The 17,856-nt window shown below is 41.7% G+C and carries 19 protein-coding genes and 2 tRNA genes; 5 read left to right on the top strand and 16 right to left on the bottom strand.

The features are described 5' to 3' along the window. Positions 1-87: 87 nt before the first annotated feature. From NKF87_RS00775 to NKF87_RS00760, 4 genes are all read right to left on the bottom strand, one after another. A complete protein-coding gene (locus NKF87_RS00775; RefSeq protein ID WP_253583821.1) occupies positions 88-2,031 on the bottom strand; it encodes a DUF5107 domain-containing protein in 1,944 nt (647 codons plus the stop codon). 151 nt (positions 2,032-2,182) lie between these two features. Continuing rightward, positions 2,183-3,061 (bottom strand): carbohydrate ABC transporter permease, encoded by an 879-nt coding sequence (locus tag NKF87_RS00770; protein WP_139009999.1) that lies wholly within the window; start codon positions 3,059-3,061, stop codon positions 2,183-2,185. 15 nt (positions 3,062-3,076) lie between these two features. Next, positions 3,077-3,982: a carbohydrate ABC transporter permease gene (locus tag NKF87_RS00765; protein ID WP_117598385.1), complete on the bottom strand. Its 906-nt coding sequence runs from the start codon at positions 3,980-3,982 to the stop codon at positions 3,077-3,079. Positions 3,983-4,078: 96 nt separating this feature from the next. Beyond that, positions 4,079-5,386, bottom strand: coding sequence for an ABC transporter substrate-binding protein (locus NKF87_RS00760; protein WP_118310074.1), 1,308 nt, complete (start codon positions 5,384-5,386; stop codon positions 4,079-4,081). A gap of 230 nt (positions 5,387-5,616) precedes the next feature. On the opposite strand from NKF87_RS00760, the gene NKF87_RS00755 reads away from it, so the two are divergent. After that, complete coding sequence (locus NKF87_RS00755) at positions 5,617-6,534, top strand: AraC family transcriptional regulator (RefSeq protein WP_253583819.1); 918 nt, start codon at positions 5,617-5,619, stop codon at positions 6,532-6,534. A 611-nt stretch (positions 6,535-7,145) separates the two neighbouring features. Here NKF87_RS00755 and nagB read toward each other — a convergent pair. From nagB to NKF87_RS00715, 8 genes are all read right to left on the bottom strand, one after another. Further along, on the bottom strand, positions 7,146-7,877 hold the full coding sequence (nagB, locus tag NKF87_RS00750; RefSeq protein ID WP_022415243.1) for a glucosamine-6-phosphate deaminase: 732 nt from the start codon (positions 7,875-7,877) through the stop codon (positions 7,146-7,148). Positions 7,878-7,902: 25 nt separating this feature from the next. After that, on the bottom strand, positions 7,903-8,517 hold the full coding sequence (locus NKF87_RS00745; protein WP_195465246.1) for a carbohydrate-binding family 9-like protein: 615 nt from the start codon (positions 8,515-8,517) through the stop codon (positions 7,903-7,905). 179 nt (positions 8,518-8,696) lie between these two features. Beyond that, complete coding sequence (gene rpsR, locus NKF87_RS00740) at positions 8,697-8,963, bottom strand: 30S ribosomal protein S18 (RefSeq protein WP_006427702.1); 267 nt, start codon at positions 8,961-8,963, stop codon at positions 8,697-8,699. Positions 8,964-9,022: 59 nt separating this feature from the next. Then, positions 9,023-9,487 (bottom strand): single-stranded DNA-binding protein, encoded by a 465-nt coding sequence (locus tag NKF87_RS00735; protein WP_006427703.1) that lies wholly within the window; start codon positions 9,485-9,487, stop codon positions 9,023-9,025. Positions 9,488-9,507: 20 nt separating this feature from the next. Continuing rightward, a complete protein-coding gene (rpsF, locus tag NKF87_RS00730; protein WP_006427704.1) occupies positions 9,508-9,795 on the bottom strand; it encodes a 30S ribosomal protein S6 in 288 nt (95 codons plus the stop codon). A gap of 129 nt (positions 9,796-9,924) precedes the next feature. Further along, positions 9,925-10,119 (bottom strand): DUF951 domain-containing protein, encoded by a 195-nt coding sequence (locus NKF87_RS00725; protein WP_022415154.1) that lies wholly within the window; start codon positions 10,117-10,119, stop codon positions 9,925-9,927. Next, positions 10,119-10,955 (bottom strand): class B sortase, encoded by an 837-nt coding sequence (gene srtB / locus NKF87_RS00720; protein WP_253583817.1) that lies wholly within the window; start codon positions 10,953-10,955, stop codon positions 10,119-10,121. Before srtB ends, NKF87_RS00725 begins: the two co-directional genes overlap by 1 nt. Positions 10,956-10,992: 37 nt before the next feature. Beyond that, positions 10,993-12,282, bottom strand: a complete 1,290-nt coding sequence (locus NKF87_RS00715) for a serine dehydratase subunit alpha family protein (protein ID WP_118225478.1) — start codon at positions 12,280-12,282, stop codon at positions 10,993-10,995. Between the two features lie 220 nt (positions 12,283-12,502). Here NKF87_RS00715 and NKF87_RS00710 point away from each other — a divergent pair, with 220 nt between their 5' ends. The 4 genes from NKF87_RS00710 (at position 12,503) to bilS (ending at position 15,124) form a co-directional block, all read left to right on the top strand. Then, positions 12,503-12,874: a hypothetical protein gene (locus NKF87_RS00710; RefSeq protein ID WP_006427708.1), complete on the top strand. Its 372-nt coding sequence runs from the start codon at positions 12,503-12,505 to the stop codon at positions 12,872-12,874. Positions 12,875-12,883: 9 nt separating this feature from the next. After that, complete coding sequence (locus NKF87_RS00705) at positions 12,884-13,828, top strand: DUF5685 family protein (protein WP_253583815.1); 945 nt, start codon at positions 12,884-12,886, stop codon at positions 13,826-13,828. Next, positions 13,825-14,529, top strand: coding sequence for a DnaJ domain-containing protein (locus tag NKF87_RS00700; protein WP_118309312.1), 705 nt, complete (start codon positions 13,825-13,827; stop codon positions 14,527-14,529). The genes NKF87_RS00705 and NKF87_RS00700 overlap by 4 nt, the downstream gene beginning before the upstream one ends. A 76-nt stretch (positions 14,530-14,605) precedes the next feature. After that, a complete protein-coding gene (gene bilS / locus NKF87_RS00695) occupies positions 14,606-15,124 on the top strand; it encodes a flavodoxin family protein BilS (RefSeq protein ID WP_118309311.1) in 519 nt (172 codons plus the stop codon). A 94-nt stretch (positions 15,125-15,218) separates the two neighbouring features. Here bilS and NKF87_RS00690 read toward each other — a convergent pair. The 4 genes from NKF87_RS00690 to NKF87_RS00675 all read right to left on the bottom strand — a co-directional run bounded on the left by NKF87_RS00690 (position 15,219) and on the right by NKF87_RS00675 (position 17,805). After that, positions 15,219-15,289, bottom strand: a tRNA-Cys gene (locus NKF87_RS00690). 3 nt (positions 15,290-15,292) lie between these two features. After that, positions 15,293-15,364, bottom strand: a tRNA-Glu gene (locus tag NKF87_RS00685). Between the two features lie 286 nt (positions 15,365-15,650). Then, positions 15,651-16,673 (bottom strand): type I glyceraldehyde-3-phosphate dehydrogenase, encoded by a 1,023-nt coding sequence (gene gap, locus NKF87_RS00680; protein WP_117598580.1) that lies wholly within the window; start codon positions 16,671-16,673, stop codon positions 15,651-15,653. A gap of 175 nt (positions 16,674-16,848) precedes the next feature. After that, positions 16,849-17,805 (bottom strand): L-lactate dehydrogenase, encoded by a 957-nt coding sequence (locus NKF87_RS00675; protein WP_226853974.1) that lies wholly within the window; start codon positions 17,803-17,805, stop codon positions 16,849-16,851. Positions 17,806-17,856: the final 51 nt, after the last annotated feature.

Here is a 17,856-nt window from a genome sequence, read left to right as displayed (position 1 = left end):
CATTATTTATATGGTTTAATTGCCATTTTATTATGTACTGTTTTTCATCTTCTGGCAATCCCCTCTACCCAAATATTAGCGTCCGCTTTAATTTGCATGAAAAGTATAACGATACGGCAATGAAGCTCTGTCCTGATACAATTCATGATTCAGGATCTCCCAGAGATCCTGGATACTGTCTTCTCCTTCTCTTACATCATCAACCACAATTCCTTCCTCACTGTTCAGCAATTTATCCGCTTCTTCAAGCCTTCCTGTCTTCACAAGCCCCAGTGCATAATAATATTGCACCCGCCCGATGGATTTCATATCTTCATCCATAACAGCATACTGCTGTAAAATTGCTCTATATGCTTCGCATTGACTCAGAATTTTAAGTCCTTCTTTCTGATATGACAGGCAGTGTCTCTTAAGTTCCATTCCTCTTTGTGCATACAATGCCGCAAGATTTTTATTTCCTTCATGAATACTTAAACATGCCAGTCCATGCAGTGCCCATGCGTTCTCCTGAAGTTTCAACGATGTCTCATACATTTCTTTTGCAATTTTATCATTTCCTTTTCGGAATTCAAGAATTCCAAGATGATAATATGCATACCAGTTTTCATAATTCGGTGCTACTGGTTTCAGCGTCGTCTTTTTCAGATAAGCCAGAAATTCTTCTCCATTCCAGAATGCATCCGGTTCTGTCTCTGGGTCCGGACAATGAAGCTCTCCTGTCTCAAAAAAATGTTCCCACTTTTCCATACTTTCCGTTTTCTTTACAAATTTCAAATGACCCGTTCTTGCGTACTCTTTGCGAAATGCACCATAACCACTTCCCGGAGTAATCAGTTCTGCCTCTGTTAATGCCATCTTTTTTGTTTTCTTCAATTCTTCTTCCAGTTTCCCGATCAGCTGAGTTTTTTGCAGATAGTCTGTTATGTATCTTTTTCTTTCTTCAAATGATTTATCATATATCTCTGCAGTCAGTTCTTCTGAATATGCCGGTCCGTAACATTCCATCCATTCCCACGCAGTGTGTGGTGCCATCGGAATACATCCATACTGTGTCTTTCCAAGTCCCGCCTGGATTTCTACATAGCGCCCTGCATCTTTTGTCAAAAACTCCTGCCAGTGATCAGATGCTGCATTACTTCCCCATGAAAACAGTTTTCTTCCTTTCAGTCTTCCTGTCGAAAACTGCAAAAGCCCTTTTCCGTTTTTATCTACATTTACAATATATTTCGGCTCGTTTTCCGGGATATTAAAGAAATAATCAATACTCCGTGGAATTTTCTGATAATCCGAAACATCCACACCATCCACTTCTGGCAAAGATACTTTACGACATTCAACGCCTGTTCCTGCATATGCTTCTGATGCAGGAACTGTTATATGTCCCTGTTCATACTCCGGAACCGCCATATTGCTCCACCAATACATCGGAATCACTTCCGTACTTTCATTCACTATTCTCATTCTACATTTCAAATATGAGCAATCATCATCCAGCCAAAAATCCATCTGCCATGTTACCCCTCTGATTCTTTCATACTCATACATTCTCAGTACTGGTTCTCCTTCATCGGTATGTGTCTCTGCAACATATAATGGTTCTGTCGTATACGGCTGATGTCCTATAATGCCAAGATTCCATTCCACGCCTCCCGAAAACCAGGCATTTCGTACCGCCAGGTTACTGAACTGTAATACGTCATTCGTATAAAGCAGATTCCTGTTTTCATTTTTATCCCAAAGTTCCCATAATCTTCCACCATAATCCGGAAGAAATACCGCCTTGAGCTGATCATTTTCCAATACTGCCGTACGAATTTGCTTTTCTTTCAGTTGTCTTGTGTAATTATTCCTCTGACGGTATGGATAAGAATCCGCTACTTTCCCATATCCTTCATAAATTTCATCTGTTTCATCCAAATAAAACTTTAACGAATTCTGCAGAATCCGTTCTCCAAGAAGATCTGGTACACATGACTCTTCTCCCAAATCTGCTGCAAGCATATTTTTCCATTCAAATCTTAATTCTGACATAATTTTTCCTTTCTTCGCTTCAAATAAAATCCACAGGACTTGCCAGTGGCAGTTTCTCCCGTATGCTTTAATATAAAAATGAAGCTGTCAACCATGACTACCTCCTTACATGGTATAACAGCTTCACCACCTTTCTACTACAAGGTTCTCTCTATCCCTTGATTCCTCCCGTTACTCCACCTATAATCTTCTCTGATAAGAAGAGATACAGAATAAAGGTCGGCAGGAATACAATAACAACTGCTGCAAACATTCCTGCCCAGTTGCCTGTATACTGCATAGACTGGAGCATTCCGTACAATCCAACCGCTACCGGCCGTAATGTATCGTTGTTTGCAAAGATCAATGACAGGAAATATTCATTCCAGATATTGATAAAATTGAAAATCGTAACTGTGACGATTCCCGACTGAGCCATCGGGAACATAATCTTCCAGAATGTCTTCGTTGGAGGACAGCCATCAATTGCAGCAGCCTCTTCATATGTTCGAGACAGGTTCGAGAAGAATGTCAGCAGAAAAATTGTTGTATATGGAATGTTGATTCCAATATACAGAAAGATCAATGTTACTTTGCTGGCAAATACACTGTTCAAGATTCCAAGATTGGCAACGATACTAAACAGCGGAAGCACGATCATGGTAATCGGAATTCCCATTGCCGATACAAAACTTGTCTGAATGATTTTATTTCCCAGAAATGTGAATCTCGCCAGTACATATGCTGCCGGCGCACAGATCAGGATCAGCAGGAAACATGATATCAGAGAATATAACATTGAGTTCATAAAGAACGTTGCCACACCACCAGATCCCCATGCCTGCATATAATTTTCAAAATGTAGTCCTGTAGGGAACTTTAATGCTTTTCCTGCGAAAATATCAGTTGTTGTCGAAAGACTCGCTGCAAGAATCCATCCAAGCAGCATAAATGTAAAGATAACCCACAAGATGATCACGATATATCCAGGAGCCAGTTTCATTTCTTTTTTCCAGTTAATTTTCTGTCTTACTTTTTTTTCTTTTTCCATAACTGCTCCTCCTTTCTAAAATTCAAGGTCATCATCTTTGATCAATTTGTTACAGATTGAGAATACGATCACTACACATACGCACAGAATAATACCGATTGCAGCTCCATATCCTGCATTTCTCTCTGTCACCGCATTACCTGCGCCAAATGTATGCATATACATATACTGTACCGGTACGATTGTTGCCTTATCTGCCGTAACCGTTGAGAATAATTGCGACCATACAAAGAATGCTGCTGTACTTACTGTCCACATTGTAATATTTGTTTTAAATACACCTTTTAAAAGAGGCACTGTCATATAGCGGAACTGCTGCGGTTTATTCGCACCGTCAATTGTTGCCGCCTCAAAAAGATCTGGGCTGATTCTTTCGATTCCGCTCATCCAGATCAACATATGATATCCAATCATTCCGAAGCAGTATGCAAAAAGCAATGCCCAGAACTTGTGATCGGAATCCAGCCATGGAGTTTTCGCAAGTTTGTGTAATCCAAGCGAATCCAAAACGCCCTTTAAAAGTCCGAATTTAGAACTGTATACATACTGCAGCCACATGGTTGCAAGCGCTACCGCACTTACGATATTCGGAAGATAGATGATTGCACGGAAGAATTTCTTTCCGCGTATTCCACTTGTCAGGATTACTCCGAATAACAGGGACACCGATAATACGATGATTCCACCCAATGCCCATATTTTCAAAATGTTCATCATTGCTGTTTTAAAGATCGCTGTCGTAAACAACTTCTGGTAGTTGCCCAATCCAACAAATGTCCACCATTCCATTGTATCCGTTACTGACTCGATCTTATACATACTCATCATAATGGTTCTGATAATCGGATACAGGAATACTATGAGGAAGATGATTACTGCCGGGGCAAGAAACCCAACGATCATTTTTTTATTCTTCTTCACGTATATGCCTCCTTTTACTAAAATATGGTGGCCGCGTAGTAACCGCCCTGCCACCATATTGATCACTATCTAGTCTCTTTTCTTTACTGTCTGATTTTATTGTCCTGCTGCTTCTTTCATTGCTTTGATGAATCCTGCTGCGTCCAGTTTGCCTGAAGCAAGTTTCTGTGTGTTTTCCTGAAGCACAGGTGTGATATCATTGTTGCTTTCTACACCTGCTGCCCAGTCATAGAAAGTTGTTGTTGCATCGAATGCTTCTTTTACTCCTGAGAGTTCTGTCGGCCATGCATCCGAATTTGCTTTGTCAGTTGGGATACAAAGAGCATCTTCTGTCATCTTCTTATCATACTCACCTGTTGTAATGTACTCGATAAGCTGGAATGCTTTATCTGCCATCTTAGAATCCTTGTTAATTGCAAGTACCTGGTTTGCAATGTTGTTAGCTGTATTATCATCTTTTCCGTCTGGAACTGATGGATAATTGAAGTAACCCCATTCAAGATCATCTGCTACAGAATCTTTTGCTTCATTTGGAAGCCATGATCCACAGATAACGATTGCTGCATCACCAGGAGCGAATTCCTGATTCTGTCCTGCTGGATATTTGTTTGTTGCGATATTTTTTGAGAAATAACCTTTCTTAGCGAAATCAGCAAAACTTTCTGCTGCTGCTTTAACTTTTTCATCATCCCATGTTACAGATTCGCCATTGTATTCTTCTCCCGTTACCAGAGATTTTACTCCATCCTGTCCGATATATCTTGCAAAATGATATCCGATAAATGATGTCAGATAAGCATCATCTGCTGTAATTGGTGTTATTCCTGCTTCTTTTAATTTTGCACAAGCTGCATCTAATTCTTCCCATGTAGTTGGTACGGATTCGATTCCTGCTTTTGTAAATAATGTCTTATTGTAGAAGAAACCAAAGATAGATGGCTGATATGGAATGCTGTGTAATGCATCATCTCCATCGTGTGTCTGACCATATGCGTTACGTGCAATCTTGAACAATGTCTCATTGCCGTGCTCAGATTCATAATCCTTAGCCATATCTTCCAGATCTAATAAGTATTTTCCCCAACTTCCGTTTACACGGTTAACATCTTCATCAAACAAATCAATCTGCTGTTTTGCGCTCAAAGCCGGCTCAAGTCCCTCTCTCTGTCCGGTACGTCCCTTGAACTGTACATCAACCTTAACACCAGTATCTTTTTCATACTTACTGATAGCTTCCTTGATAACCTTTGCCTGTGGTTCATCCTCACTCCACATAGCCCAGTATACAAGTTTGTCCCCACCTTTGCTGCTTCCACTGTCTGAACCTGATTTACTTCCGCATCCTACAACCAGTGAAGCTGCCATTGCCACGCACAGAAGTGCGCTCACAATTTTCTTTTTCATAACACGTTTCCTCCTATTTCGTATCGTTTGTTGTTAAATCTATTCTAATACAAATTTGCACAAAAATCTTTGTCTTATAGAACTCTAAATTTGCACTATCTGCATTAGTTGTTTGATTTTCGAACAAATTTATTGTATCATATTGTGTAGATTTTACAAAATATTATTTTCGCAGACTCGTCTTTATTTGTAAAATATACTGTAAAACATATACGCAAAGGAGAATAAGCATGGCATACTACGGAGTGGATTTACATAATTCTATTACTTTAGGACGAATCTTCAGTATTCATTATTTTGAATATATGAGTGATTTCAGCTTTGAAGGAGAATCTCACAACTTCTGGGAGTTTGTCTGTGTCGACAAAGGCGAAGTTGATGTAACCAGAGAAAAAACGCATATGATATTAAAAAAAGGAGATCTTGTTTTTCACAAGCCCAATGAATTTCATAATGTTAAAGCGACCGGCAATATTGCACCCAATCTGGTTGTTATTTCTTTTGAATGCCATGATGATGCCATGTACTTTTTCAATGACAGAATCTTGCGGATTGATGAGATAGAGCGTAATCTGCTTGCCAACGTTATAATAGAGGCCAGACGCTGTTTTGACTGCAGACTGGATGATCCTTATCTACAGAATATGCCTTTAAAAGATTCTAATACATTTGGATCTCAGCAGATGATCAGACTCTATCTGGAACATTTTCTGATCCACCTGATCCGCCGCTATTCCAATCCTGTCGTGCTTCAGAAAAAGCTTTCAAAAGTAGATGCCCCAAAAGCTACAAAAAGTAAAAGCGATGCCGAAGTTTTCAATCGTGTTACCGACTACCTGGAAAGTCATCTGAATACGCATGTTACCATCGATCAGATCTGCAAAGACAATCTGATTGGACGTTCACAGCTCCAGAAGATTTTCAAAGAACATTGTGATCTTGGAATCATTGAATATTTTTCAATGCTGAAGATCAATGCTGCAAAAGAATTAATACGTACCAAGCAATTAAATTTTACCCAGGTTGCAGAACACCTTGGGTATACCTCCATCCATTATTTTTCCAGACAATTCAAAAAAGTGTCCGGAATGACTCCTTCGGAGTATGCATCTTCGATCAAGGCTATGGCGGAGGGGGAATTCAAATAATTTTTCTTGGGATTTAATTCAGGAAGGCTGTGGATACCCGAACCGGAATAAAGCTTGGAAAGGTGTTCCTGTTCAGGTTCCATCGGCGGGTCAATTCTAAAGGGGCAAAATTCTGCTAAAAGCAGGCTTTCAAAATTTGAAACTCGGCATACGCCTCAGACAGTCAAATTTTGAAAACCTAACGCAGAATTTTACCCCTTAAGAATTACCAACGCCTCTTTCACATTCACTGGAACACCTTTCCAAGTTTTATTCCGTGTGTATCAAATGCCTTACGAATGAAATGGCAATTGCGTAACTGTGGTGGTCTCCACTGGGTTACACTTCCGGGCATTTTATTTATTAACATTCGCTGCCAGTCACGACTTGAAGGAAACAATAGATAAGGATTATTGTGAATGTGGAATGCCGTTAGAAACAATTAGAGAGTCAGAAGCACCGTTAAAGGAACGAAGCGAACGTGTTTGAGGCGAATGCCGAGTTTGAGCGTAGTTCCTTTGCTTTTAGGTGGTTCTGACTCTCTTAGTGTTTCTTATGGTATGGAACCTGAACAAGAAGCCTTATCTATTGTTTCCTTCAAGGACTGAGAGGCCACTTCCCCAGTTAATAAATTAAATCCCAATTTTAGCAAGCGCTGCCTCATCCCCAACCAACGTCACATCATTATGCAGCTGGAGAATAGAAGCCGGCACTTCCGGTGTGACCGGGCCGAAGAAAGCACGCTCTACGATATCTGCCTTGTTTTCTCCGTTCACTACTATCAGGATCTTCTTTGCCTGCATGATTGTCTTAATTCCCATCGTATATGCCTGTTTTGGCACATCGTCGGCAGACGCGAAGAATCTCTTATTTGCCTCAATCGTACTCTCTGTCAGATCTACACAATGTGTTTCCTTTTCAAATGCTTCTCCCGGCTCATTGAAACCGATATGTCCGTTATGTCCGAGTCCGAGCAGCTGAAGATCCACACCGCCCAGTGAACGGATCAGTTCTTCATATCTTCCACATTCTTTTTCCGCATCCGGCTCCATTCCGTTCGGAACATTTGTCCGTTCCGGATCAATATTCACACGGTCAAACAGATGTTGATGCATAAAGTAATAATAGCTCTGATCATTCGTACGTGGCAATCCCTTGTATTCATCCAGATTTACTGTCGTAACCTCCGAGAAATCCAGATCTCCCTTGTTATACCATTCAACCAGCTGATCATACGTTCCGATTGGCGTAGATCCTGTTGCCAGTCCCAGTACACAGTTTGGTTTCATGATCACCTGTGCAGAGATGATATTCGCTGCTTTCCTGCTCATGTCCTTGTAATCTTTTGCTTTGTAAATTTTCATAAGTACAACCTCCCAATTGTATTTGTTACTTTCTTTTCAAAATTACTGCATTTTCAAAATACTCCGGCAGATGAAAATTCGGCTGTTCGCTTTCTACGCATCTGTACGCTGCATAATGTTCGTATTCCTTTGTTTCACAAATTTTATAAAAATTGCAGCGGAAATCGGATCCTTCCTGTAAATTCAATTTCCCGTATACCTGTTCCAGTATTTCTATCGGAAGCGCAAGATTCACATTCCATTGCTCTTCCTGTATTTCTGCGCTACATTTCATCTTCCGTATCTGATCCGGCGTAAATGGTATCCGGTTCATCTTATTCTTTCCATAGCATGCAAGAAGTGCACCATTTGCATTCATTTCGAAGTTAAGATAAATATCATCTGCTGCCGTATCATTTCCTTTAAATTGAAAAAAAGCCTCCATAGCGCTGTCCTTGTAAACCGGATCCTGATCTTTTTTATAAATCCGGAGAGGATTCTTCTCCACACACACAAGTTTGATATATAATCCTTCCCCCGGAACGAATCCAATATACCCATAAGTTTTTGCAATCTTCTCTGTTCCCCATAACAGATTTTCAATTTTAAACAGCTCTACTGATTCTAATAACTCTTTGTTTTCTATCAACCGAACTTCCATATGCCGACTCCTGTTGCATAGTTAATGGCTTCTATCTCAATCTAGCAAATATACCGCAGAAAAACAAGATTGTATAAAATCAAAGAGACAAACGTACAAAAAAATAAACCAATCGTGACAGCATTCTTTACACAAAAAAACCGCCAGTGCAATGCACTGACGGTTTTCAACATTCAATATTAGTCCTGTACGTATGGCATAAGAGCGATGTGACGTGCTCTCTTGATTGCTACTGTAAGAGCTCTCTGGTGCTTAGCGCAGTTTCCAGTAATTCTTCTAGGAAGAATTTTTCCTCTTTCAGAGATGTACTTTCTTAATTTTGCTGTATCCTTGTAATCGATCTCGTTATTCTCTTTTCCACAGAATACGCAAACTTTTTTTCTTCTGCGTCCGCCGCCTCTTCTCTTGAAGCCGCCTTCTGGACGATTTCCTTTATCGTAAGCCATTTTGGTTTCTCCTTTCAACAAAATGAAATGCGGCAAGTACCACAGCATGGTACCATTGCCTAATTAAAAGGTAATTCCTCATCAATTCCATCCGGAATGTTCATGAAGCCGTCACCTGCATCAGATACTGGTGTGGCTGGTGCCGGAGCCGGTGATGGAGCTGCCGCACGGAAACTTCCTGCATTTGCGTCGCTTACTGCCTTGCTTTCAGCAAATTCCTGATCTTCTACAACAACATCTGTTGTGTATACTTTCTGACCTTCTTTATTGGTATAGCTTCCTGTCTGAATACGTCCGGTTACGATAACCTTCAGTCCCTGACGGAAATATTTCTCAGCAAATTCTGCACTTCTTCCGAAAGCTACGCATCCGATAAAGTCAGCTGTCTGCTCTCCGTCGTTGTTACGTCTGAATCTGCGGTCTACAGCTAATGTATATCTTGCGATCGCTGTAGAATTCTCACCCTGTGAATATCTTACCTCAGGATCTCTTGTCAAGCGTCCCATCAAAATTACTTTATTCATATTATACCTCTACTTCCTGCTTATGCATCCTGTCTAACGCATAAAAATCTGATAACGTTGTCCATAATGCGAATTCTCTGCTCGATTTCGCTTGGAGTCTCAGCATCAGACTCGAAGTGGATGAAATAGTAGTATGCTTCTTTCATCTTCTGAATCTCGTAAGCTAATCTCTTCTTACCCCATTCATCAACGTCAGAGATCTGTCCACCGAAACGTTCAACTAATGCTTTCACCTTTTCGATTACCTGAGCTCTTTCGTCGTCTTCGATTTTTGCACTGACAACAACAGCTAATTCATATTTGTTCATGTCGTCTTGCACCTCCTTCTGGTCTTTTGGCCCCCGCTCATCTTATGTGGGAGCAAGGATTTCTGTCTCTATTTTAGGACAGAATTATTGTATCACGAGTTCTTATATTACCATAAAGTCTCGGTTCTTTCAAGCCTTTTTCTTCAAATCTTTTGTATTTTTTTCTACCAATTTACGGGCGATCATGATCTGATGTCCGCATCCCATACATTTCAGTCGGAAATCTGCTCCAACCCTTAGTATCTCCCATTCTTTACTTCCACATGGATGCGGCTTTTTCATTGTTACCACATCTCCTACTTCATAGGTATATTCTTTCTTCATCACTGTTTCGTCTCCTCCTCTTTTACCCCTCTTACAACAAACCGGTGATTATCACTGGCACTGGTACAGGTCGACAATGTAACGATCGTATCTGCCGTTGTCACTTCCACGCCGGTATTATACAGAGAAGTACTCTGCGTCATATTCAAAAATTCCTGATATTCTTCATCTGTTTCAAATGTTGTCTGATACGATTCTGAAGTGTCGACTACCTGTCCTGCCGAATAAATATGATATTTCAGAATTCTTCCATCAACGGTATATATGTAAAAATATGGATTATTCTTCCAGAATTCACGGGTATCATAATCCTGCAGGTGACGGAACATCGAACCGTCCCGCATTCTATGTCCATATATTACAGAGTTTTTATCCGAAAAATCCTTTTGATTGTCAACATTCAGGAAGATTGCTCCCAGCGTATTTTCGTTAGACGAAAATGTTTTCTTCAGATATTTACTGTTATCCGTTCCCTGAACAACAGGATAATTGATCTGACTCGGCTCATCCGGGAATCTGATCCATGCGATCGTATCCGGATTGATCTCCAGCAGTTTTTGAAAATCAACAGAGAATGCATCATCTCCGTCTTCACTATGATTTTTATCTTTATCATTTTTATTCTTATCATCCGTCACCGCAAGTTTCCGCACTTTATCATACTCACTTCTTCCATCCAGATAACCTTTTCCGATCTTAAACAGTTGAAAGCCCGACACGCAGAATACGATCAGTGCGATCACAAGAATCACATTGGCGATTATATTCCCTTTTTTCTTCCGCCTTCTTCCGCGGTGATGTTTTTTTCTTTCATTGTCTGCATTTTCATTTCTCATTCCGGATTCGATCCCTTCCTGTGCTGTTCTATTTTCTTTACTTTTTCGATTCCATAATCTCTACAATCGTCTTTTCCGTCCCTGTCATTCCAGGGGATGCGATCATTCCCATGTACTTCATAGTTGCTTCCGGGGTCCTGCCGTTGATTCCATGAATATTTTCTATGCAGATATCATCCATTGCCATATCTGTTGCACGGAATGCTGCATCTACTGCCACGATCCCTTTCATCGTACATCCGTGATTGCCTCCGTCACAGATCATTCCGGTCAGACCGCTTGCCATATTCTGAATCACTTTTGTATGTTTTTCTCCATCCGCTCCCTGCAGATATGCCAGTCCACAGGCCATCCCGGTTCCGGCTGCAATCCCGCAGCCGCAAAATGCCGATAATCTTCCTGAGTACTCTTTGATATACATTGTAATCAGATAGCTGAGTGCAGTTGCTCTCCACAGGGTCTCATCATCCGTCTTATCTTCATTAGCATGCCGGTACGCATACAACGGCATCGTCGCAATGATTCCGTGTGCACCGCTCCCGGTAATGCTCATAGCCGGTCTGGAAAGGCCCAGAACCCTGGCCTCTATCGCACCGTTACACAGTAATTGTGCCGTCTTAAGTGCATCCCTGGATATGATCCGGTTGCCATTCTCACGATAAAGTTTCTTTGCGAACACTGCCCTGTCCGAAGCCAGTCCTTCTTTTAATAATTCCAGATTCATCGTATACGCTTTTCCTATAAACGCAATCTCTTCAACCGGAACTGTATTTACATATCGAAGAATCTCTGCCAGGGAATATCCGTGAATTACCGGACGTGCCTGCTTTTTCCGGGATTCATCCCTGTACATCTTATCTTCTGTCTCAAATATTACAATGCCGTCTTTTTCTATCTTTACGATATTCGTATGTGCATCCCGGATCATCACCTTACACCGGTTATTCTCCGTTGTCACCACGGCATCGATCGTGATCTCGGATCCGACATGATCCATAACCACCTCCACCAGACCGTCGCTCACCATCTGCGCCGCTTTCTCATCATCTTCCGGTGTGATATCTGCCAGCGATTCCAGTCCTTTTTCCGAATCTGCCGCTACCGCCCCAAGTGCCGCCGCATAATAGTTGCCGAATCTCTCCGAATTAGGAATTCCACAGGTAAATGCATTCTTGTACATACCGGAATTCAATGCCACATGTACATTTACAATCTTACCTTCCGTATATTTCTTCGCACTTGCCACGGCAAATGCGATAGCTCCCGGCTCGGTCACGCCAAGTGCCGGTTTCATATCTTCTCTGATCAGCTCCGTCAGCTTCTGCATATTCTGCCTCCTCCCCGTTATCAACCCTGTTCTACGAAATTAACATTCTTATCTTAACACATCCACCACAGTTTCTGCACTTTTCTCATCTAAAATCTTTAGAAATTTTAATACTCTGTTTATTGATTTTTCCTATTCCCGGCGTATGATTAAATGTATATTGCAAGTACTATTTTAAGAGGTGAATGAATTGAAACTAAAAGACAGATTTATACGTTTTATGTACGGAAGATATGGTGTTGATTCCTTTGGCAAATTTACCATCTGGGGATCCCTGATCCTTATGCTGATCGCAGGATGGACGCATCGGGGAATCCTTTCCTGGCTGGCATGGGCCGGTATCATCTATTCTTATTTCCGGATGTTTTCCAAAAATACTTACAAACGAGCCGCCGAGAATCAGAAATATCTGCAGATGACACGCGGCATCCGGACATTTTTCTACAGGCAGCGTAACATGATAACACAGCGCAAGACACACCACATTTACAAATGTCCGTCATGCAAACAGAAGATTCGTGTTCCAAAAGGAAAAGGCAAGATTGAGATCCGCTGCCCGAAGTGTAACACCAGATTTATCAAACGAAGCTAAGGAGTTCCCATGTTTGGTTATATTTCTATCAACAAAGCCGAGATGAAATTCAAAGATTATGATGTCTATCATTCTTATTACTGTGGACTATGCAAAGTCTTAAAAGAATGTTATGGTAGAAGAGGTCAGGTGACTTTATCCTTTGATATGACATTTCTTGTGATCCTGCTCACCGGTCTTTATGAACCGGACACGAAGACAGAGATGGTCCGTTGTATTGCACATCCCATGCAAAAGCATGCGGCAAAGACCAATGAATTTACTGAATATGCCGCAGCCATCAACATGCTGTTATCTTATTATAAGTGTGAAGATGACTGGGCAGACGAACACAGGAAGAAAGCTTTTGTTGCCGCAAAACTTTTGCATTCAAAGATAAAGAAGATTGAAAAATTATATCCCGTAAAATGTAAGGTCATCTCAGAAAATCTCGCCCAAATCTCAAAATATGAGGCAGAAAATGAACAGAATCTGGATCTTATGTCCGGACTTTTTGGCAATATCATGGCTGAGATTTTTGCATACCGCCACGATGAATGGGAATCCTCTCTTCGTAAGATCGGATTCTTCCTCGGAAAATTCATCTATCTGATGGATGCCTACGATGATGTCGAAAAAGACATCAAATCCGGCAGCTATAATCCATTCAGGAAGGCATACCTGGACGATCCTGCATTTGCAGATGACTGCCGCAGCCTTCTGACGCTTATGATGTCGGAATGCTCCAGGGAATTCGAACAGCTTCCGATACTGCTGCATGCAGAGATCTTGCGGAACGTTCTCTATTCCGGAGTATGGAGCAGATACACTGCCGTAACATCCGAAAGACTCGCCGGCAAGAATACACACAACGCTGCAGATACTGCTGACGACAATTCCACTGCCGGTAGAACCACGAATGATAATCCACATCCTGACACAGATAATTCAACAACAGGAGATCAAGAACAATGACAGATCCATATAGTGTCTTAGGAGTATCCCGTGATGCTTCTGATGACGAGATAAAAAAAGCATATCGTAACCTCAGCCGAAAATATCATCCGGATGCCAATATCAATAATCCGAACAAGGATCAGGCAGAGGCGAAATTCAAAGAAGTCCAGCAGGCCTATCAGCAGATCATGAAAGAGCGGGAATACGGCTCTTCCGGGAATTACGGTCCATATAGCCAAAACGGATATGGTCCGTTCCGCGGCTTCTACGGGGAATACCGACAGACCGGTAATGCAGGTAATGCAGGTCAGGAAAGTGAGCAGGATCTTCACTTAAGAGCTGCTGCCAACTTCATCAACAACGGCCGGTATCAGGAAGCAATGAACGTATTAAACGGAATCAACGAGCATACTGCCCAGTGGTATTACTACAGTGCGATTGCCAATTCCGGTCTCGGCAACAATGCAACGGCCCTTCAGCATGCCAAAGAAGCGCTCCGCATGGAACCAGCCAACTATCAATACCAGATGTTAGTTAACCAGTTTGAAAGTGGCGGAAGCTGGTACCGCCAACGCCAGAATCCGTATACCACCACCTTCGGCGGCGGAAGCGACTGGTGTGTAAAATTATGTATTGCCAACATCGTCTGCAACTTATGCTGCAGCGGCGGAATGTGCTGCGGTGCCCCGGGCGGTTACAGTGGCGGCCATTATATGTAAATCATGAAATTTCAACAGGATACAGATGTACAGTAAATTGTCATCATCAGCAAACGCAAAAAAAGGAGGAATTCTTATGTTGGATTATCTTGTTTTATATCAAAGCGGATCCGGAAATACAAAGAAAATTGCTGCATCTATCTTCTCACGTCTTCCCGGCAATTCCAAAGATCTGATCGATATCGATACAGATAAGACGATTCCGGAAGCCAATGTCTACTTCATCGGATTCTGCGTGCACCGCGGAAGCTGCAGCCTGGAAGTCAGTGACTTCTTAAATGACTTAAGCGGCAAACAGATTGCTTTATTCGGAACTTGCGGAATGGGGGATTCCCCTGAATATTATAAGGATATTGCCGGACGTGTCAGTGCCTGGATCGAAGCAGACAATGATTATCTGGGATATTTTATCTGTCAGGGAAAGATGCCGCAGAAGGTACGTATGAAATATGAATCCATGAGAAATGATGAAAACAACGACCAGATCGACCGTTTTATCCAGAATTTCGATCTTGCACTTACTCATCCGGATGATCTGGATGTGGAGCATGCAAAAGTATTCGTCGATCATATATTAAAGAAGATTCAATTATAATGAAATAATATACGAGAGGCTGCCACCGGCAGCTTTTCTTATATTCTTTGATGCAAAAACACCCGGAAATAAATATTCCGGGTGTTTTTATAAGAGGCGCCAACCAGATTTGAACTGGTGATAGAGGTGTTGCAGACCTTTGCCTTACCACTTGGCTATGGCGCCATATGACTCCAACGGGAATCGAACCCGTGTTACCGCCGTGAAAGGGCGATGTCTTAACCGCTTGACCATGGAGCCGTATATTTATTTGTCACTGTGTTTTTCACACGACCGAGATTTAATATATCATAGACTCGGTTGTTTGGCAAGTGTTTTTTTGAATTTTCCGAAAAATTTTTATTTTTCAGATTTTTTCTTATTTTCTGCGGACAGCAAAAGCTTTGCCTGCTTTTTTCTGTCCGCATCTTGTCCGGTTCATAATCGTAATAACGAATCCATATGTCCCTTACAGAAGTGTATGATATAAAATCAAACGTGTTACATCAGAATCAGATCTTACATGCCCCTGTCGTCATCTTAATTATTAGCGATTGTGATCTATCCTGTCCATATGCTCAATCAGCCGGAATATCTGACTTGTATATCCCCACTCATTGTCATAGAAACAGATGACCTTGAAAAAGTGGGAATTCACTTGAATTCCCTGCCTTGCATCAAAGATCGATGCATGTGAATCTCCGATAAAATCGGAAGATACCACTTCATCCTCTACATAATCCAAAATGCCGGACAAATATGTCTCAGAGGCCTCCCGGACTTTTTTGCAGATCTCATCATATGATGCCGGCTGCTTTAACGCTACATTCAGATCAACAATTGATACATCTGAAGTTGGAACCCTGTAAGAAATACCACTCATCTTATCCTTTAAAGCCGGAATGACAAGCGAGATTGCTTTTGCGGCTCCCGTTGTAGATGGAATCAGGTTACCAAATGCCGAACGTCCGGTTCTCCAGTCTTTCTGGGAACGGCTGTCCACAACCTTTTGTTTTGCAGTTGCGGCATGAATCGTTGACATCAGCCCATATTCGATTCCATAATTATCTTCCAGAACTTTACAAATTGGTGCGAGACAATTCGTAGTACATGATGCATTCGATACAACCGGCATATCCGATGTATATTTGTCATGGTTGATTCCCATGATAAATGTCGGTGTATCCCCATCTTTTGCCGGTGCTGAGATAATAACTTTCTTCGCACCGCCTTCTAAATGGGCTTTTGCCTTTTCCGTTGTACAGTATGCACCTGTTGCATCAATAATATACTCTGCACCACATGCTCCCCATGGAATCAATGCCGCATCTGATTCTGAAAATACAGGAATCTTCTGTCCTTCAATGATCAGTCCATTCTCATATGTATCCAGTTCTCCCTGAAAACGTCCAAATGTAGAATCATACCGGATCATATACTTCATATAACCCAGGTCTGCATTCCGTACATTGATTCCGCATACTTTAAAAGTGTCTGGTTGATTAATGGCGATACGGAGTGCTACGCGTCCAATACGTCCAAATCCGTTAATGCCGATTGAAATTGCCATGTTACAATTACCTCCTATAAGACATACTTGTCTGCCGGTTATCCTGTTCCGGTCTCTGTTGTTAGAGGGGCACTGTTTTTGGCTCTTTCTGATTCTTTTTGTACTCTGTTGTCAATGTAACATAGGACGCTATAAAATGCAACACATCCAAAAGTAATTAAAATATTAACGATTTTTACATCTGATCGGCTTTCTCGACGAATCCCCGGATGACGTTACATGAATTATGAAGCTGCTCTTTTTCTTTCTCTGTCAGGGAGATTTCCAGAATCTCTTCCACACCGTTTTTCCCGATTACACATGGTACTCCCGCCGGAATACCCTGTTCTCCATATTCTCCTTCAAGGAGAACGGATACCGGAAGGATCCTCTTTTCATCATGCATGACTGCTCTTGTAATATTGCTGAGTACGGCACCGATTCCAAATTCTGTACAGCCTTTTCCTTCTACGATGTGAAATCCACAGACCTTATCCTCCGCACTGATCTTATCAAAATCCATTTTATCCCGGTATTCCGGATGAATGCTCAGGTATTCTTTTACCGGTATTCCGCCAATCTGTATATGTGATACCGGAATGAACTGTGAATCCCCATGCTCACCCATACAATAAGCCTGAATGGAATGACGGCTTACGCCGGTGATCTCAGATAACATTCTGCGGAGTCTTGCTGAATCCAGAGATGTTCCGGTGCTGAATACCTGATTTCTTGGAAGTCCCAGTCTTTTTCTTAAAAAATCAGCAATGATGTCTGCCGGGTTGGAAATGCTGATCAGAATCCCATGGAATCCTGACTCTTTTAACGGTCCTACGATCGTATTCATCATCTTGATCGAATCATCGAACATATCCAGCCTTGTCTGTCCCGGAAGACGGCTCTTTCCGGCCGCCATCACAACGATATGCGCATCCGCACAGTCGCAATAATCTCCGGCTCTCACTGTAAAATCTCTGTCCAGATTAGAGGCCATATCATCAAGATCAAGTGCCTGCATTGCCGCTTTATTCTTATCTATATCAATATATACGATCTCCGTTGCCAGTCCCTGCATCATAAGACTCAGTCCGCAATGAGATCCTACATGTCCTGCTCCGATAATTACAATTTTCCCATTTTTTACTGCTTTCATTTTTTCATTCCTCCGTCTTTTCCTGGGTAGTATCAATATGTTATTCATTCT

The sequence above is a fragment of the Dorea longicatena genome (assembly GCF_024168045.1).
GTDB lineage: Bacteria > Bacillota > Clostridia > Lachnospirales > Lachnospiraceae > Dorea_A.
The sequence above is the reverse complement of the archived record's forward strand: the minus strand, read 5'-3'. Positions and strand labels throughout refer to the sequence as shown.

Coding starts and splice junctions, on each gene's coding strand:
- NKF87_RS00775 (WP_253583821.1), bottom strand. CDS start 2,031: ATGTCAGAATTAAGATTTGAATGGAAAAATATGCTTGCAGCAGATTTG.
- NKF87_RS00770 (WP_139009999.1), bottom strand. CDS start 3,061: ATGGAAAAAGAAAAAAAAGTAAGACAGAAAATTAACTGGAAAAAAGAA.
- NKF87_RS00760 (WP_118310074.1), bottom strand. CDS start 5,386: ATGAAAAAGAAAATTGTGAGCGCACTTCTGTGCGTGGCAATGGCAGCT.
- NKF87_RS00755 (WP_253583819.1), top strand. CDS start 5,617: ATGGCATACTACGGAGTGGATTTACATAATTCTATTACTTTAGGACGA.
- nagB (WP_022415243.1), bottom strand. CDS start 7,877: ATGAAAATTTACAAAGCAAAAGATTACAAGGACATGAGCAGGAAAGCA.
- NKF87_RS00745 (WP_195465246.1), bottom strand. CDS start 8,517: ATGGAAGTTCGGTTGATAGAAAACAAAGAGTTATTAGAATCAGTAGAG.
- rpsR (WP_006427702.1), bottom strand. CDS start 8,963: ATGGCTTACGATAAAGGAAATCGTCCAGAAGGCGGCTTCAAGAGAAGA.
- NKF87_RS00735 (WP_006427703.1), bottom strand. CDS start 9,487: ATGAATAAAGTAATTTTGATGGGACGCTTGACAAGAGATCCTGAGGTA.
- rpsF (WP_006427704.1), bottom strand. CDS start 9,795: ATGAACAAATATGAATTAGCTGTTGTTGTCAGTGCAAAAATCGAAGAC.
- NKF87_RS00725 (WP_022415154.1), bottom strand. CDS start 10,119: ATGAAGAAAGAATATACCTATGAAGTAGGAGATGTGGTAACAATGAAA.
- srtB (WP_253583817.1), bottom strand. CDS start 10,955: ATGAGAAATGAAAATGCAGACAATGAAAGAAAAAAACATCACCGCGGA.
- NKF87_RS00715 (WP_118225478.1), bottom strand. CDS start 12,282: ATGCAGAAGCTGACGGAGCTGATCAGAGAAGATATGAAACCGGCACTT.
- NKF87_RS00710 (WP_006427708.1), top strand. CDS start 12,503: ATGTACGGAAGATATGGTGTTGATTCCTTTGGCAAATTTACCATCTGG.
- NKF87_RS00705 (WP_253583815.1), top strand. CDS start 12,884: ATGTTTGGTTATATTTCTATCAACAAAGCCGAGATGAAATTCAAAGAT.
- NKF87_RS00700 (WP_118309312.1), top strand. CDS start 13,825: ATGACAGATCCATATAGTGTCTTAGGAGTATCCCGTGATGCTTCTGAT.
- bilS (WP_118309311.1), top strand. CDS start 14,606: ATGTTGGATTATCTTGTTTTATATCAAAGCGGATCCGGAAATACAAAG.
- gap (WP_117598580.1), bottom strand. CDS start 16,673: ATGGCAATTTCAATCGGCATTAACGGATTTGGACGTATTGGACGCGTA.
- NKF87_RS00675 (WP_226853974.1), bottom strand. CDS start 17,805: ATGAAAGCAGTAAAAAATGGGAAAATTGTAATTATCGGAGCAGGACAT.